The following is a 15,078-nucleotide window of genomic DNA, read 5'->3' on the forward strand; positions in this document are numbered from 1 at the left end:
GCGAAGATGCCGCAGATCGTGATTCTGCCCCATGCCGACCACTGCCCCGAGGGGGCGGTATTCGAGGCGAAGCCCGGCGAAACCATCCTGGATGCCGCGTTGCGCAATGGCATCGAGATCGAGCATGCCTGTGAGAAATCCTGCGCCTGCACGACCTGCCACGTAATCGTCCGCGAAGGCCTCGACTCCATGGAGCCGTCCGACGAACTCGAAGACGACATGCTGGACAAGGCCTGGGGCCTGGAGCCCGATTCGCGGCTATCCTGCCAGGCAGTGGTGGCCGACGAAGACCTGGTGGTCGAGATTCCCAAGTACACCATCAACCAGGTGTCGGAAGGCCACTGAGCCCGGCGGTAGAGAGGAGCGTGCAATGAGCCTGAAATGGACCGATGTGCTGGAAATCGCCATCCAGCTCGACGAAAGCAAGCCGGAGGTCGATCCGCGATACGTCAACTTCGTCGATCTGCGGCGCTGGGTGGTGGAACTTCCAGAGTTCTCCGACGATCCTCAGCGTAGCGGGGAGAAAGTCCTGGAGGCCATCCAGGCCGCCTGGATCGAGGAACGGGACTAGCCATAGGCCCGCCCTACGCATTTGCCGGGAACCCGCGTATAATTCGCGGGTTTTATTTTAGGTAAGGCCTGAAATCGTCCGCGGGCGCATTCCAGGCTAGGCGCGCCGGGCCCGATGCCAGGCGCAGCCACGCTGATTCCGGCCCTTTCGGGCCGTTTTCGTCAGCGTCCTGAACGAATCACGGCGTCCCGCCCCGCTGGCGGGGCCGCCCATGCTAGACAACCTTGTTTCGGAGTTTTACCAATGGCACTGCAACGCACCCTGTCCATCATCAAGCCGGACGCCGTTTCCAAGAACGTGATCGGCGAAATCCTGACCCGCTTCGAGAAAGCCGGCCTGCGCGTCGTCGCCGCTAAAATGGTTCAGCTGTCCGAGCGTGAAGCCGGTGGCTTCTATGCCGAGCACAAAGAGCGTCCGTTCTTCAAGGACCTGGTTTCCTTCATGACTTCCGGTCCGGTTGTAGTCCAGGTCCTGGAAGGCGAGGACGCCATCGCCAAGAACCGCGAGCTGATGGGCGCCACCGATCCGAAGAAAGCCGACGCCGGTACCATCCGCGCCGACTTCGCCGTCTCCATCGACGAGAACGCCGTCCACGGTTCCGATTCCGAAGCTTCCGCCGCTCGCGAGATCGCCTATTTCTTCGCGGCTACCGAAGTCTGCGAGCGCATTCGCTGATCGAGCGTGGGTGAGGGTGAAACCATGACAACGACCACCGCCGGCAAGGTGAATCTGCTGGGCCTGACCCAGCCGCAGCTGGAACAGTTCTTCGAGTCCATCGGCGAGAAGCGTTTCCGGGCCGGCCAGGTCATGAAGTGGATTCACCACTTTGGCGTCGATGATTTCGACGCCATGACCAACGTCGGCAAGGCCTTGCGCGAAAAGCTCAAGGCCTCAGCCGAGATACGCGGTCCCGAGATCGTCAGCCAGGACATCTCCGCCGACGGCACCCGCAAGTGGGTGGTCCGGGTGGCGTCCGGCAGTTGCGTCGAGACCGTGTACATCCCCCAGGGCGGACGCGGCACCCTGTGCGTGTCCTCCCAGGCGGGCTGCGCCCTGGATTGCAGTTTCTGCTCCACCGGCAAGCAGGGTTTCAACAGCGACCTCACCGCCGCCGAGGTGATCGGCCAGGTGTGGATCGCCAACAAGTCGTTCGGTACCGTTCCGGCCAAGATCGACCGCGCCATCACCAATGTCGTGATGATGGGCATGGGCGAGCCGCTGCTGAACTTCGACAACGTGGTCGCCGCCATGAACATCATGATGGACGACCTCGGCTACGGTATTTCCAAGCGCAAGGTGACCCTGTCCACCTCCGGCGTGGTGCCGATGATCGACAAGCTCGGCGAGGTGATCGACGTGTCCCTGGCCCTGTCGCTGCACGCACCGAACGACGAGTTGCGCAACAAGCTGGTGCCGATCAACAAGAAGTATCCGCTGGGCATGCTGCTGGATGCCTGCCGCCGGTATATTTCCCGGCTCGGCGAGAAGCGCGTGCTGACCGTCGAGTACACCCTGCTCAAGGATGTCAACGATCAGCCCGAGCATGCTGAGCAGATGATCGCATTGCTGAAAGACACGCCTTGCAAGATCAACCTGATTCCGTTTAATCCATTCCCGCACTCCGGCTACGAGCGCCCGAGCAACAATGCCATCCGGCGTTTCCAGGACATGTTGCACAAGGGCGGCTTCAACGTGACCGTGCGTACCACCCGCGGCGACGACATCGACGCAGCCTGTGGCCAGCTGGTCGGCCAGGTCATGGATCGTACCCGCCGGAGCGAACGTTATATTGCCGTGCGCCAACTGGCCGAGTCCGAGTCGGCGGCGAATCGAAATTGAGTGAGAGGAGGGTTCCGATGACTGTACGCGCCGCGCTGGTGTTCCTGTTGGCAGTTGGGCTGACAGGCTGCGTGACGAGCGGAGATCAGAATCCCCTGAAAACCGACAAGGGCCGTGACGAGGCGCGCGATGCCTATATCCAGCTCGGCCTCGGCTATCTCCAGCGGGGGAACACCGAGCAGGCCAAGGTGCCGCTGCGCAAGGCCCTCGAGATCGACCCTTCCAGCGCCGACGCGCATGCCGCGCTGGCGGTGGTGTTCCAGACCGAGATGGAGCCCAAGCTGGCCGACGAGGAGTACCGCAAGGCGCTCGCCAGCGATAGCCGCAATGCCCGGGTACTGAACAACTACGGCGGTTTCCTCTACGAGCAGAAGCGCTACGAGGAGGCCTACCAGCGTCTCCTGGAGGCCAGCCAGGACACCCTCTATCCCGAGCGCTCGCGGGTCTTCGAGAACCTCGGCCTGGTTTCGCTGCAAATGAAGAAACCGGCCCAGGCCAAGGAGTACTTCGAGAAATCCCTGCGTCTGAACCGTAACCAGCCCAGCGTCGCGCTGGAGATGGCCGACCTGCTCTACAAGGAGCGCGAGTACGTGCCGGCTCGCCAGTACTATGATCTCTTTGCCCAGGGCGGCGGGCAGAACGCCCGCAGCCTGTTGCTGGGCATTCGTCTCGCGAAGGTCTTCGAGGACCGCGACACGGCCGCCAGCTATGGCCTGCAGTTGAAACGCCTGTACCCAGGCTCTCCCGAATATCAGGAATTCCAGGCGGAAAAATGATGAAAGCGCCGCAGCCCGAAGTCGTAGCCACCGCTTCCCGTCAGAACCCCGGGGAAACCCTGCGCCAGGCGCGCGAGCAGAAGGGCTTGTCGTTGTCGCAGGTGGCCGGGCAACTGAACCTGACCGAGAATTCGCTGCGTCAGCTGGAAAACGGCGCGTTCGACAAGCTGCCGGGGCACACCTTCTCGCGCGGCTACATCCGCGCCTACGCCAAGCTCATGGGCCTCGACCAGGCCGAGCTGGTCAACAGCTTCGACCATTTCACCGGCACCAATGCCAGCGGCAGCACCGTACAGAGCCTGGGACGGGTCGCCGAGCCGGTGCGCCTGTCGCGCAACGTGCTGCGTATCGTCAGTCTGTTACTGCTCGCCCTGCTGATCGGCTTCGGCTACTTCTGGTGGCAGGAGCATTCCGCGCGCACGCCGGAAACCGCCGGTCTGAGCCTCGAGCATGTCGAAGTGGAAAGCGCCGACGGCACCACCGAGATCCATACCCTGGACGAGCCTGAAGACCAGGCGGTGATCGAAGCGCAGAAGGAAGGCGAGCAAGCGCCCGCCGAGGTTTCTCCGGAAGTCGCCGCCCAGGCCGAGGGTTCGCCGCCGGTGGCGAGCGAGGGCGCGCAGGTTCCCGCCGCTCCGGCCCAGGGCACCCCCGCCGCGCCCCAGCAGCCCGTTACCGCCGCGCCTGCCGGCACGGCTCCCGCTCCCGGTACTGCTCCAGCCGTTCCGGCGACGGCCAGTCCGGCCGCCCCGCCAGCGCCGAGCGAACCTGCCGCCGCGCCCGTGGTGGCAGGCGAGGGCCAGGGGGTGGTCAAGGTACAGTTCGTCGCCGATTGCTGGACCCAGGTCACCGACGCCAACGGCAAGGTCCTGGTCAGCGCGCTGAAGCGCAAGGGCGACAGCCTGGAACTGGCCGGCAAGGCCCCGCTGGAGCTGCGCCTCGGTTTCGCTCGCGGCGCCCAGGTCAGCTACAACGGCCAGCCGGTGGACGTGACCCCCTTCGTCCGCGGCGAAACGGCCCGTCTGAAGGTAGGACAATGAGCATTCATAGCGCTTCTCCGATCATTCGCCGCAAGTCTCGGAAAATCTGGGTCGGCAACGTCCCGGTGGGCGGCGATGCGCCGATCGCCGTGCAGAGCATGACCAACACCGAGACCTGCGACGTCGCTGCCACCGTCGCGCAGATCCGCCGCCTGGAAGATGCCGGCGCGGACATCGTGCGGGTTTCCGTCCCCGACATGGACGCCGCCGAGGCGTTCGGCAAGATCAAGCAGCAGGTCAACGTGCCGCTGGTCGCCGACATCCACTTCGACTATCGCATCGCCCTGCGCGTCGCCGAGCTGGGAGTGGACTGCCTGCGCATCAATCCGGGCAACATCGGTCGCGAGGACCGGGTCAAGGCCGTGGTCGACGCCGCGCGCGAGCGCAACATCCCGATCCGTATCGGCGTCAATGCCGGTTCGCTGGAAAAGGACCTGCAGAAGAAATACGGCGAACCGACCCCGGAAGCCCTGCTCGAATCGGCCATGCGCCACGTCGATCATCTCGACAAGCTGGACTTCCAGAACTTCAAGGTCAGCGTCAAGGCCTCCGACGTCTTCATGGCCGTCGCCGCCTATCGCCTGCTGGCCAGGCAGATCGAGCAGCCCCTGCACCTGGGCATCACCGAGGCCGGCGGCCTGCGCTCCGGCACGGTGAAGTCGGCGGTGGGGCTGGGCATGCTCCTGGCCGAGGGAATCGGCGACACCATCCGGATTTCCCTGGCTGCCGATCCGGTCGAGGAGATCAAGGTCGGTTTCGACATCCTCAAGTCCCTGCACCTGCGCTCCCGTGGCATCAACTTCATCGCCTGCCCGAGCTGTTCGCGGCAGAACTTCGACGTGGTGAAGACCATGAACGAGCTGGAAGGGCGCCTGGAGGACCTGCTGGTACCGATGGACGTGGCCGTGATCGGTTGCGTCGTCAACGGTCCGGGCGAAGCCAAGGAGGCCCATGTCGGCCTCACCGGCGGCACTCCGAACCTGGTGTATATCGACGGCAAGCCGTCGCAGAAACTGACCAACGACAACCTGGTGGACGAGCTGGAACGGCTGATCCGCCAGAAGGCGGCCGAGAAGGCCGAAGCCGATGCGAGCCTGATCGCCCGCGGCTGACCCGTTTAAGGACCCTACGTGAGCAAGTCCCTGCAAGCCATTCGTGGCATGAACGACATCCTGCCGGAGCAGACTCCGGCCTGGCGCTATCTGGAACGCACCTTCGCCGGCCTGCTGGACGGCTACGGCTACAGCGAGATCCGCCTGCCCATCCTCGAGTTCACCGAACTCTTCGCCCGCGGCATCGGCGAAGGCACCGACGTGGTCGACAAGGAGATGTACACCTTCCTCGACCGCAACGGCGAATCCCTGACCATGCGTCCGGAAGGTACCGCCGGTTGCGTGCGCGCCGTGCTGGAGCACGGCCTGAGCGGCGGTGGCCAGGTGCAGAAGCTCTGGTACACCGGGCCGATGTTCCGTTACGAGAAACCGCAGAAAGGTCGCTACCGGCAGTTCCACCAGATCGGCGTGGAAGTCTTCAACCTGCCCGGTCCGGACATCGACGCCGAGTTGATCATCCTCACCTGGCGCCTGTGGCAGAAGCTCGGCATGGCCGACGCGGTGACCCTGCAGCTCAACACCCTCGGTTCCAGCGAGGCCCGCGCACGCTATCGCGAGGCCCTGGTGGCCTATCTGCAGGAGCGCTTCGAGCAACTCGACGAAGACAGCCAGCGGCGCATGACCACCAATCCGCTGCGAATCCTCGACAGCAAGGTGGAGAGCACCCAGGCGTTGCTGGTCGGCGCGCCGACCCTGCACGACTATCTCGATGAAGAATCGATCGCCCACTTCGAGGGTCTCAAGGCCCGCCTGGATGCTGTCGGACTGCGCTACGAAATCAACCAGAAGCTGGTGCGCGGCCTGGACTATTACTGCCGCACGGCTTTCGAGTGGGTCACCGACAAGCTTGGCGCCCAGGGCACCGTTTGCGGCGGTGGCCGCTACGACGGGCTGGTCAGCCAGTTCGGCGGCAAGCCGACCCCGGGCGTCGGTTTCGCCATGGGCGTGGAACGCCTGGTGCTGCTGCTGGAAACCTTGGGGGTGATCCCCGCCGAACTGAACCGTCCGGCCGACCTCTACGTCTGCGCCTTCGGCGAACCGGCCGAGCTGGCCGCCCTGACCCTGGCCGAACAGTTGCGCAGCGCCATTCCCGGCATACGCCTGCTGGTCAACGCCGGCGCCGGTAGCTTCAAGAGCCAGTTCAAGAAGGCCGACAAGAGCGGCGCGCGCTTTGCCCTGATCCTCGGGGAGGACGAGGTGGCCAATCGCGTGGTAGGTTTCAAGCCCCTGCGTGACGAGGGCGAGCAACAAAGCATTGCCTGGGATGCTCTGCCCGAGCACCTGGCAGCCTGTCTGGCACAGGCTTGAGAACATAAAGAATAGGAGTGATTGGGGTGACATCGCGTACCGAAGACGAAGACCTGGCGCAGATCAAGGACTGGTGGCAGCGCAACGGCAAGCCCCTGGTCACCGGCGGCATCCTCGCGCTGGCAGTGGTATTCGGCTGGCAGGCCTGGCAGAAGTACCAGACCAACCAGGCGCAGGGCGCCTCGATCGTCTACCAGCAACTGATCGAAACCGCGCTGAATCCGGCCGGCCAGCCGGATCCGGCGAAGGTGGCGGAGCTGGCCGGCAAGCTGAAGAGCGAGTTCGGCGGCACCCATTATGCCCAGTACGGCAGCCTGTTCGTGGCCAAGGTCGCGGTCGACAGCGGCAAGCTGGATGACGCCGTTGCCGAGCTGAAGGCGGTCATGGACAAGCCGGCCGACGCCACCCTCGGCGAACTGGCGCGGCAGCGCCTGGCCCGGGTCCTGGCGGCCCAGGGCAAGGTCGAGGAAGGCCTGAAGCTGCTCGATGGCGACGCCGACAAGGCCTACGTCTCTACCCGCGAGGAGCTCAAGGGCGACCTGCTGGTGCAGCTCAAGCGCACCGACGAGGCCCGCGCGGCCTACGAGAAAGCCAAGCAGTCGCTGCCCGAAGACGGTGCCGGCGATGCCCTGCAGATCAAGCTCGACGACCTGTCCAAGGGAGAGGCCTGAGATGGTGCAATGGAAACACGCGGCGCTGCTCGCCCTGGCCCTGGCGGTCGTGGGTTGCAGCAGCAACAGCAAGAAGGAACTCCCGCCCGCCGAGCTGACCGACTTCAAAGAGGAAGTCGTGTTGAGCAAGCAGTGGAGCCGCTCGGTCGGTGATGGCCAGGGCGACCTGTACAACCTGCTCGAACCGGCCGTCGATGGTTCCACCATCTACGCCGCGTCCGCCGAAGGGCGGGTGATGGCGATCCAGCGCGAAACCGGCGACGTGCTCTGGAAGAAGGACCTCGAGCGTCCGGTTTCCGGCGGTGTCGGCGTTGGCTACGGCCTGGTGCTGGTGGGTACCCTGCGCGGTGACGTGATCGCCCTCGACGAAGCCACCGGCAAGAAGAAGTGGACCAAGCGAGTCAACAGCGAAGTGCTGTCGGCGCCGGCCACCAACGGCGACGTGGTGGTGGTGCAGACCCAGGACGACAAGCTGATCGGCCTCGATGCGGCCAGCGGCGACCAGCGCTGGATCTACGAAAGCACCGTGCCGGTGCTGACCCTGCGCGGCACCGGCGCGCCGCTGATCGCCGGCAACATGGCCCTGGCTGGCCTGGCCAGCGGCAAGGTGGTGGCGGTCGACGTACAGCGCGGCCTGCCGATCTGGGAGCAGCGGGTAGCGATTCCCCAGGGGCGTTCCGAACTGGATCGCGTGGTGGACATCGACGGCGGCCTCCTGCTGTCCGGCGACACCCTCTACGTGGTCAGCTACCAGGGCCGTGCCGCGGCGCTGGACGTGAACAGCGGCCGCCTGCTCTGGCAGCGCGAAGCGTCGAGCTACGTCGGCGTCGCCGAAGGCTTCGGCAATATCTACGTCAGCCAGGCCAGCGGTTCGGTGGAAGGCCTGGATTCGCGCGGCGCCTCTTCGCTGTGGAACAACGACGCCCTGGCGCGTCGCCAACTGTCGGCTCCGGCGGTGTTCTCCAGCAACGTGGTGGTCGGCGACCTGGAAGGCTACGTGCACCTGCTGAGCCAGGTGGACGGTCGCTTCGTCGGTCGCGAGCGGGTCGACAGCGATGGCGTGCGGGTTCGTCCGCTGGTGGTCGGGAGCTGGATGTACGTGTTCGGCAACGGTGGCAAGCTCGTCGCCTACACCATCCGCTAGACTGGGTTTCAAGTGTCCGGCCGCTGCCGTCCGACGTCAGCGGCCTTTGTGTTTTCTGAATTCTCGTGGAGAGCCGCATGGTTCCCGTTATTGCCCTGGTGGGTCGCCCGAACGTCGGCAAGTCCACTCTGTTCAACCGCCTGACCAAGTCGCGCGACGCCATCGTGGCGGAGTACGCAGGCCTGACCCGCGATCGCCAGTACGGCGAGGCGCGCTGGCAGGGCCGCACCTATATCGTCATCGATACCGGAGGCATCTCCGGCGATGAGGAAGGCATCGATGCGAAAATGGCCGAGCAATCGTTGCAGGCCATCGAGGAGGCGGATGCCGTCCTGTTCCTGGTCGATTCGCGCGCCGGCATGACCGCCGCCGACCAGATGATCGCCGAGCACCTGCGCAAGCGGAACAAGCGCAGCTTCCTGATCGCCAACAAGGTCGACACCATCGATCCCGATCTCGCTCGTGCCGAGTTCAGCCCGCTGGGCCTGGGCGATGCGCTGCCGATCGCCGCCGCCCACGGTCGCGGCATCAACCATATGCTGCAGGAAGCCCTGGGGATCTTCCCCAAGGACAACGCGGAGGAAGAAGGCGAGGGCGAGCCGGCGAGCGAAGAGGTCGCCGAAGGCGAGGAACCGACCCGGATTCCCGGTCCCAGCGAGAAGGACGGGATCAAGATCGCCATCATCGGCCGGCCCAACGTGGGCAAGTCGACCCTGGTCAACCGCATGCTCGGCGAAGAGCGGGTGATCGTCTACGACCAGGCCGGCACCACCCGCGACAGCATCTACATCCCGTTCGAGCGCAACGAGGAGAAGTACACCCTGATCGACACCGCTGGCGTGCGGCGTCGCGGCAAGATCTTCGAGGCGGTGGAAAAGTTCTCGGTGGTGAAGACCCTCCAGGCGATCCAGGACGCCAACGTGGTGATCTTCGTCATGGACGCCCGCGAAGGGGTGGTCGAGCACGACCTCAACCTGCTCGGCTTCGTCCTCGAGACCGGCCGTGCCCTGGTCATCGCCCTGAACAAGTGGGATGGCATGGAGGCGGCCGAGCGTGACTACGTGAAGACCGAACTGGAGCGGCGCCTGCTGTTCGTCGACTTCGCCGACATCCATTTCATTTCGGCCCTGCATGGCACCGGCGTCGGGCATCTCTACAAGTCGGTCCAGGAGTCCTTCCGTTCGGCGGTGACCCGCTGGCCGACCAGCCGCCTGACCAGCATCCTCGAGGACGCCGTGCAGGTGCACCAGCCGCCGATGGTCAACGGTCGCCGGATCAAGCTGCGCTACGCCCACCTGGGCGGCGCCAACCCGCCGCTGATCGTGATCCACGGCAACCAGGTGGACGCGGTGCCGAAGGCCTATACCCGCTACCTGGAGAAGACCTACCGGCGGGTATTGAAGTTGGTCGGTACGCCGATCCGCATCGAGTACAAGGGCGGCGAGAACCCCTACGAGGGCAAGAAGAACTCGCTGACCGCGCGCCAGGTCAACAAGAAGCGCCGGCTGATGTCGCACCACAAGAAAGCCGAGAAGAAGAAGAAGGACAAGCGCCGCTGAGTGTGGCGTTTCCTTCGTCGAAAGGCCCGGCAGGTATCCCTGTCGGGCCTTTTTCATTGGCCGCGGCTGTGTAGCCCGCGGGACGAACTGGCCGTCGGCGTTGACCGCCGATTCCCTGTCGTGGCGACGAATGATCGCGAGGCGGTTGTTCGTCCTGCGCCATCGCCTGGCGCATATTCCCCTCTGACCTGAAGCGGGCACGGTTTTTTCTAAGGCGTGCCCCTGCAGCGTCGCTCCCGGATCGGCTATCCTGCCCTGCCACCCGTCTGGCCGGGCTGTCGTCCGGCGAGTCTCTGCAGGAAGTCCCGATGATTCAGAGCAAGCTGCCGAATGTCGGCACCACCATCTTCACCCGCATGTCGCAACTGGCCGCCGAGTGTGGCGCGATCAACCTCTCCCAGGGCTTTCCCGATTTCGACGGCCCGCCGGAGCTGCGCGAGGCGGTAGGCAGGCATATCGCCGCCGGGCACAACCAGTACGCGCCGATGACCGGCTTGCCGGCCCTGCGCGAGCAGGTGGCGAAGAAGATCGAGCAGTTCTATGGACGCCGGGTGAGTGCCGACAGCGAGGTGACCATCACGCCGGGGGCGACCGAGGCGATCTTCAGCGCGATCCAGGCGCTGGTCCATCCGGGCGACGAAGTGGTGGTACTCGACCCGTCCTACGACAGCTACGAACCCTCCGTGCAACTCGCCGGCGGGCGTTGCGTGCACGTGCCGCTGGCGCTACCGGACTTCTCCATCGACTGGCAGCGCATGGCCGAGGCCATCGGGCCGCGTACCCGGCTGGTCATCATCAATACCCCGCACAACCCCAGCGGCGCGCTGATCAGCCGCGAGGAACTGGACCGCCTGGCCGCGTTGATCCGCGACCGGGATATCTACCTGATCAGCGACGAGGTCTACGAGCACCTGGTGTTCGACGGTGTCGCCCATACCAGCGTGCTGTCCCACGACGAGTTGTATCCGCGCTCCTTCGTGGTCAGCTCGTTCGGCAAGACCTACCACGTCACCGGCTGGAAGACCGGCTACGTGGTCGCGCCGCCTGCGCTCAGCGCGGAGCTGCGCAAGGTTCACCAGTACGTCAACTTCTGTGGCGTCACGCCGCTGCAATGGGCATTGGCGGACTACATGGCCGGCCATCCCGAACATTTGCGGCAATTGCCCGGTTTCTACCAGGCCAAGCGCGACCTGTTCTGCGACCTGCTGTTGGACTCTCGCTTCCGTTTCACCCGTGCGCCGGGCACCTACTTCCAGTGCGTGGACTATTCGGCCGTCCGTCCGGACCTGGACGACGTGGCCATGGCCGAGTGGCTGACCCGCGAACACGGAGTGGCGGCGATCCCGGTTTCGGTGTTTTATGAAAAGGCGCCGGACGCCATGCGGCTGGTCCGGTTCTGTTACGCCAAACGCGAGGAGACGCTGCGTCAGGCAGCGGAAAAGCTATGCGCGATCTGACGGTTCTGCCGGACCTGGACATCGCCCTGGTCCAATCCTCCCTGGCCTGGCACGACGCCCAGGCCAACCGCGAGCATTTCGCCGCCCTGCTGGAGAGCGCCGCCGGTGCCGACCTGGTGGTCCTCCCGGAGATGTTCACCACGGGTTTCAGCATGGCTTCGGCCGAGCAGGCCGAGCCCGAGCTGGGGCCGACCCATGCCTGGCTGCTGGAGCAGGCCCGGCGCCTTGGCGCGGTGGTCACCGGCAGCCTGATCGTCCAGCTCGCCGACGGCAGCCATCGCAACCGCCTGCTCTGGGCGCGTCCGGACGGCGAGATGCTGCACTACGACAAGCGCCATCTGTTCCGCATGGCCGGCGAACACGAGCACTACAGTCCCGGCGAACGCCAGGAACTGTTCGAACTCAAGGGCTGGCGGGTGCGCCCGTTGATCTGCTACGACCTGCGTTTCCCGGTGTGGAGCCGCGACCCGCACGACACCGACCTGTTGCTCTACACCGCCAATTGGCCCGCGCCTCGTCGACAGCACTGGAACCGCCTGCTGCCGGCGCGGGCGATCGAGAACCTTTGCTACGTGGTGGCGGTGAACCGTATCGGCGAAGACGGCAACGCCTTGCGCTACGCTGGGGATAGCCAGGTCCTGGACTTCCAGGGCGACAGCCTGTTCAACGCGGCGGACGCCGACGGCGTGTTCCGCGTCCGGCTGGACGCGGCGGCACTGGCGGCCTATCGCCAGCGTTTCCCGGCCTACATGGACGCGGATCGCTTCGAAATCCATCCTTGAGTGCCGGAACGTCCGCTTCCGGTCGATGTCCGAGGCCATGACCCGGCACTGCGCATGATGGCGCAGTGCCGGGAATGGAGTTACCCGTATCCCGCGGCGCCGCGCCGTGGGCATCAGATCAGGAGGAAGACCAATGGGACTGCTCGATTCGATTCTCGGTTCGGCGCTGGGTGGCTCTGAAGGACAGGGAGGTGCTCGCGATCCGAAAGTGGCCCTGTTGATCGGGCTGGTGACCATGCTGATGTCGCGCCAGGGCGGTGCGGCACAGGGCGGTGGCGATGGCGGTGGTCTGCTCGGTTCGCTGGGCAGCATCCTTGGTGGCGCCGGCGGCGGGGCTGCGAGCGGCGGGCTGGGTGGCGTCCTCGGCGATCTGCTCGGTGGCGCCGCGGGCGGTGCCGGGCAGGCGGCGCCGGGCGTGGAGGCCGGCTCCCTGGGCGGACTCGGCGGATTGTTCCAGATGCTCCAGAACGCAGGCCTGGGCGATGCCCTGAATTCCTGGATCGGCGCTGGGCCGAACCAGTCGGTGTCGGCGGCGGACATTTCCCGGGTCTTCGGTGACGGTCAATTGCAGCAACTGGCGGACTCCGCCGGAGTCAGCCAGGGCGAGGCGGCCGAACACCTGAGCAGCCTGCTGCCGGAACTGGTCAACAAGCTGACGCCGGACGGCCAGGCGCCGCAGGGCGACCTGGACATCGGTTCGCTGCTGGCGCGCTTCAGCTAAGGTTTTCCCGTCGATGCGGAGCGGATAGCCGCGATACGGTTATCCGCTCCACTCAACGGGGCGAGGCCGCCCTCGACGGCAGGTCGGTCAATAGGCGCTGGCGCTGTCCAGGCGGTGGATCGCCTGTTCGTCGAGCTTCAGGTGGGTGGCGGCGATCAGGTCGTCGAGCTGTTCCAGGCTGGTGGCGCTGGCGATCGGCGCGGTCACCGTCGGGCGAGCGATGAGCCAGGCCAGGGCGACCTGGGTCGGGTTGGCGTTGTACTGCTCGGCCACTTCGTCGAGCGCCGCGAGGATGGCCACGCCGCGCTCGTTGAGATAACCCTTCACCTTCTCTCCCCGGGCTCGCCCGGCGGTGTCGGCCTGGTTGCGGTACTTGCCGCTGAGGAAGCCGCTGGCCAGCGAGTAGTAGCTGATCACCCCGATACCGAGTTCTTCCACCGTCGGCTCCAGGTTGGTCTCGTAGTCGGCGCGATCGTACAGGTTGTATTCGGGTTGCAGGCTCTGGTAGCTCGGCAGGTTAAGCCGGGCGCTGACCTGGCGCGCTTCGAGGAGGCGCCGGGCGTCGTAGTTGGAGGCGCCGATGACCCGTACCTTGCCTTTCTTGATCAGTTCGCCATAGGTGGAAAGGGTTTCCTCCAGGTCGGTGTGGGGATCGTCGGTGTGCGACTGGTAGAGGTCCAGGTAGTCGGTCTGCAGGCGTCGTAGCGAGCGCTCCAGGGCCTGCTCGATATAGGCGGCGGATAGGCCTTTGTGGCCATTGCCCATGTCCATCCCGACCTTGCTGGCGATCACCATGCGGTCGCGTTTGCCGGTGCGTTTCAGCCACTTGCCGATGAGGGTTTCCGACTCGCCGCCCTGGTGCCCGGGAACCCAGCGCGAATAGACGTCGGCGGTGTCGATGCAGTTCAGGCCGGCGTCGAGCAGGGCGTCCAGCAGCCTGAAGGAGGTGCTTTCGTCGGCAGTCCAGCCGAAGACGTTGCCGCCAAATACCAGTGCCGGTATCTCCAGGCCGGAGTTGCCGAGTTTGCGTGTGGTCATGCGTCATCCCTCCTGAGTGCGGTCCTGTGTGGGCGCTTTCGTTCGCACGTCTTGCTGTGACTCCCGGCGGGCGCGGAATGTTCAGCCGGCGCGCGGCGTCCTATAGACTCTGCCGGTTGCCGGGATTTTCCAATGCCGGCCCTGGTAAAGCTTCAGTAAATATCCGCAGGGAGCACACGCATGAACAGCGACACCGAGAATCCGTTCCGCCCACCGGAGGCCCGCCTGGACGAGCCTGACGCCACCCATGGCGAGCCGCTGTACAGGCTTTCCGCGATCGGTCTGGGTACCTTCATCGGCACGCCCCTGGCCGGTGCCTTCCTCGCGGCGGTGAATCTCCGTCGCCTGGGACGGGCGCAGGAAGTCGGGAAAACCTGGCTGGTCGGCCTCTGCCTGTTTGTCCTGCTGCCGGTCCTGGGCGCGATACTGCCGGAGAACATCCCCTCGATCGGCTTCACGGTGGCGCAGATATTCGGCATGGTCTACTACGCCAAATCAGCCTTCGGTCCGGCCCTGGACAGCCACAAGGCAGCGGGCGGAGCGTTCATTTCCAACTGGCGGGCGGCGGGGATCGGCCTGCTGTTCATGTTGGTGGTCCTGTCGGTAGCGATCCCGGTGGTGATGCTGGTGGTGTGAGGGGCAGCCCGCGCTTTGCCTTATCATGAGTTCTTTATCCGCGATGACTGGCCATGACTACACAACGCTACCTGCTCGATGAACTGGAAACCGCCGACATGCTCGAGATCGACGGTCTGCACGCCTGGCGCTTCGAACTCAACGAGAACCTGCTGGACCAGGCGGACCTGGCGGCGGAAGCCGACCAGCCGTTCGCCAGCGAAGACTGGGTGCTGGCGGTGGAAAGCCTGGATGGACGCACCCGTCGCGAGTGGCGTTTTTCCTACAACGCGGTGATGGAAGCCGAGCCCCAGGCCGATGGCGAGTCCTGGCGCCTGACCACAGGGGAGGGGGCGTACCAGCTCCGTTGCCTGGGAGCGGTCAGCGCCAGCGGCGAGGATGAGTGAAGCGACTCAGCTGAAAGATGCCCATGAAAAAAGGGAGC

General features: G+C 65.2%; 17 protein-coding genes. 16 read left to right on the top strand and 1 reads right to left on the bottom strand.

The window, feature by feature from the left end; genetic code table 11:
* Positions 1-6 precede the first annotated feature (6 nt).
* The 14 genes from fdx to LT948_RS04815 all read left to right on the top strand — a co-directional run bounded on the left by fdx (position 7) and on the right by LT948_RS04815 (position 12,980).
* Positions 7-345, top strand: coding sequence for an ISC system 2Fe-2S type ferredoxin (gene fdx, locus LT948_RS04750; RefSeq protein ID WP_003092818.1), 339 nt, complete (start codon positions 7-9; stop codon positions 343-345).
* Between the two features lie 25 nt (positions 346-370).
* Positions 371-571: a Fe-S cluster assembly protein IscX gene (gene iscX / locus LT948_RS04755; RefSeq protein ID WP_003092814.1), complete on the top strand. Its 201-nt coding sequence runs from the start codon at positions 371-373 to the stop codon at positions 569-571.
* A 243-nt stretch (positions 572-814) separates the two neighbouring features.
* Positions 815-1,246 carry a nucleoside-diphosphate kinase gene (ndk, locus tag LT948_RS04760; RefSeq protein ID WP_003092811.1) on the top strand — a complete coding sequence of 144 codons (432 nt, stop codon included), beginning with the start codon at positions 815-817 and terminating at the stop codon, positions 1,244-1,246.
* Positions 1,247-1,270: 24 nt separating this feature from the next.
* Positions 1,271-2,410 (top strand): 23S rRNA (adenine(2503)-C(2))-methyltransferase RlmN, encoded by a 1,140-nt coding sequence (rlmN, locus tag LT948_RS04765; RefSeq protein ID WP_003092809.1) that lies wholly within the window; start codon positions 1,271-1,273, stop codon positions 2,408-2,410.
* Between the two features lie 17 nt (positions 2,411-2,427).
* A complete protein-coding gene (gene pilF / locus LT948_RS04770) occupies positions 2,428-3,186 on the top strand; it encodes a type 4a pilus biogenesis protein PilF (protein WP_003092804.1) in 759 nt (252 codons plus the stop codon).
* Positions 3,183-4,226 (top strand): RodZ domain-containing protein, encoded by a 1,044-nt coding sequence (locus tag LT948_RS04775; protein WP_015502427.1) that lies wholly within the window; start codon positions 3,183-3,185, stop codon positions 4,224-4,226. Before pilF ends, LT948_RS04775 begins: the two co-directional genes overlap by 4 nt.
* Positions 4,223-5,338: a flavodoxin-dependent (E)-4-hydroxy-3-methylbut-2-enyl-diphosphate synthase gene (gene ispG / locus LT948_RS04780; RefSeq protein ID WP_003092800.1), complete on the top strand. Its 1,116-nt coding sequence runs from the start codon at positions 4,223-4,225 to the stop codon at positions 5,336-5,338. The genes LT948_RS04775 and ispG overlap by 4 nt, the downstream gene beginning before the upstream one ends.
* 18 nt (positions 5,339-5,356) lie before the next feature.
* Positions 5,357-6,646, top strand: a complete 1,290-nt coding sequence (gene hisS / locus LT948_RS04785; RefSeq protein ID WP_003092797.1) for a histidine--tRNA ligase — start codon at positions 5,357-5,359, stop codon at positions 6,644-6,646.
* Positions 6,647-6,672: 26 nt separating this feature from the next.
* Positions 6,673-7,317 carry a YfgM family protein gene (locus LT948_RS04790; RefSeq protein WP_003137855.1) on the top strand — a complete coding sequence of 215 codons (645 nt, stop codon included), beginning with the start codon at positions 6,673-6,675 and terminating at the stop codon, positions 7,315-7,317.
* 1 nt (position 7,318) lies between these two features.
* The gene (bamB, locus tag LT948_RS04795; protein ID WP_003092789.1) at positions 7,319-8,461 is read left to right on the top strand and encodes an outer membrane protein assembly factor BamB; all 1,143 of its coding nucleotides are present in this window, start codon (positions 7,319-7,321) and stop codon (positions 8,459-8,461) included.
* A gap of 77 nt (positions 8,462-8,538) precedes the next feature.
* Positions 8,539-10,020, top strand: coding sequence for a ribosome biogenesis GTPase Der (gene der / locus LT948_RS04800; protein ID WP_003092786.1), 1,482 nt, complete (start codon positions 8,539-8,541; stop codon positions 10,018-10,020).
* A 308-nt stretch (positions 10,021-10,328) separates the two neighbouring features.
* The gene (locus LT948_RS04805; RefSeq protein WP_004351480.1) at positions 10,329-11,477 is read left to right on the top strand and encodes a pyridoxal phosphate-dependent aminotransferase; all 1,149 of its coding nucleotides are present in this window, start codon (positions 10,329-10,331) and stop codon (positions 11,475-11,477) included.
* Positions 11,465-12,259, top strand: a complete 795-nt coding sequence (locus LT948_RS04810) for an amidohydrolase (protein WP_003092781.1) — start codon at positions 11,465-11,467, stop codon at positions 12,257-12,259. The genes LT948_RS04805 and LT948_RS04810 overlap by 13 nt, the downstream gene beginning before the upstream one ends.
* A 133-nt stretch (positions 12,260-12,392) precedes the next feature.
* Positions 12,393-12,980, top strand: a complete 588-nt coding sequence (locus LT948_RS04815) for a YidB family protein (RefSeq protein ID WP_003109785.1) — start codon at positions 12,393-12,395, stop codon at positions 12,978-12,980.
* Between the two features lie 87 nt (positions 12,981-13,067).
* On the opposite strand, the gene LT948_RS04820 is transcribed toward LT948_RS04815, so the two are convergent.
* A complete protein-coding gene (locus LT948_RS04820) occupies positions 13,068-14,018 on the bottom strand; it encodes an aldo/keto reductase (RefSeq protein ID WP_003107361.1) in 951 nt (316 codons plus the stop codon).
* A 180-nt stretch (positions 14,019-14,198) separates the two neighbouring features.
* Between LT948_RS04820 and LT948_RS04825 the strand changes: the two genes are divergently transcribed.
* Positions 14,199-14,654: a hypothetical protein gene (locus LT948_RS04825; protein WP_003107363.1), complete on the top strand. Its 456-nt coding sequence runs from the start codon at positions 14,199-14,201 to the stop codon at positions 14,652-14,654.
* A 53-nt stretch (positions 14,655-14,707) separates the two neighbouring features.
* On the top strand, positions 14,708-15,040 hold the full coding sequence (locus LT948_RS04830) for a DUF5629 family protein (protein WP_003092770.1): 333 nt from the start codon (positions 14,708-14,710) through the stop codon (positions 15,038-15,040).
* Positions 15,041-15,078: the final 38 nt, after the last annotated feature.

Origin of the sequence: Pseudomonas sp. CP-1, assembly GCF_021213715.1 — a bacterium.
GTDB lineage: Bacteria > Pseudomonadota > Gammaproteobacteria > Pseudomonadales > Pseudomonadaceae > Pseudomonas > Pseudomonas aeruginosa.

Excerpts from the sequence above, each read along its gene's own strand:
- bamB (WP_003092789.1), top strand. The coding sequence starts at position 7,319 with ATGGTGCAATGGAAACACGCGGCGCTGCTCGCCCTGGCCCTGGCGGTC.
- LT948_RS04810 (WP_003092781.1), top strand. The coding sequence starts at position 11,465 with ATGCGCGATCTGACGGTTCTGCCGGACCTGGACATCGCCCTGGTCCAA.
- LT948_RS04825 (WP_003107363.1), top strand. The coding sequence starts at position 14,199 with ATGAACAGCGACACCGAGAATCCGTTCCGCCCACCGGAGGCCCGCCTG.
- pilF (WP_003092804.1), top strand. The coding sequence starts at position 2,428 with ATGACTGTACGCGCCGCGCTGGTGTTCCTGTTGGCAGTTGGGCTGACA.
- LT948_RS04805 (WP_004351480.1), top strand. The coding sequence starts at position 10,329 with ATGATTCAGAGCAAGCTGCCGAATGTCGGCACCACCATCTTCACCCGC.
- iscX (WP_003092814.1), top strand. The coding sequence starts at position 371 with ATGAGCCTGAAATGGACCGATGTGCTGGAAATCGCCATCCAGCTCGAC.
- LT948_RS04830 (WP_003092770.1), top strand. The coding sequence starts at position 14,708 with ATGACTACACAACGCTACCTGCTCGATGAACTGGAAACCGCCGACATG.
- LT948_RS04775 (WP_015502427.1), top strand. The coding sequence starts at position 3,183 with ATGATGAAAGCGCCGCAGCCCGAAGTCGTAGCCACCGCTTCCCGTCAG.
- LT948_RS04820 (WP_003107361.1), bottom strand. The coding sequence starts at position 14,018 with ATGACCACACGCAAACTCGGCAACTCCGGCCTGGAGATACCGGCACTG.
- der (WP_003092786.1), top strand. The coding sequence starts at position 8,539 with ATGGTTCCCGTTATTGCCCTGGTGGGTCGCCCGAACGTCGGCAAGTCC.
- fdx (WP_003092818.1), top strand. The coding sequence starts at position 7 with ATGCCGCAGATCGTGATTCTGCCCCATGCCGACCACTGCCCCGAGGGG.
- LT948_RS04815 (WP_003109785.1), top strand. The coding sequence starts at position 12,393 with ATGGGACTGCTCGATTCGATTCTCGGTTCGGCGCTGGGTGGCTCTGAA.
- ndk (WP_003092811.1), top strand. The coding sequence starts at position 815 with ATGGCACTGCAACGCACCCTGTCCATCATCAAGCCGGACGCCGTTTCC.
- ispG (WP_003092800.1), top strand. The coding sequence starts at position 4,223 with ATGAGCATTCATAGCGCTTCTCCGATCATTCGCCGCAAGTCTCGGAAA.
- rlmN (WP_003092809.1), top strand. The coding sequence starts at position 1,271 with ATGACAACGACCACCGCCGGCAAGGTGAATCTGCTGGGCCTGACCCAG.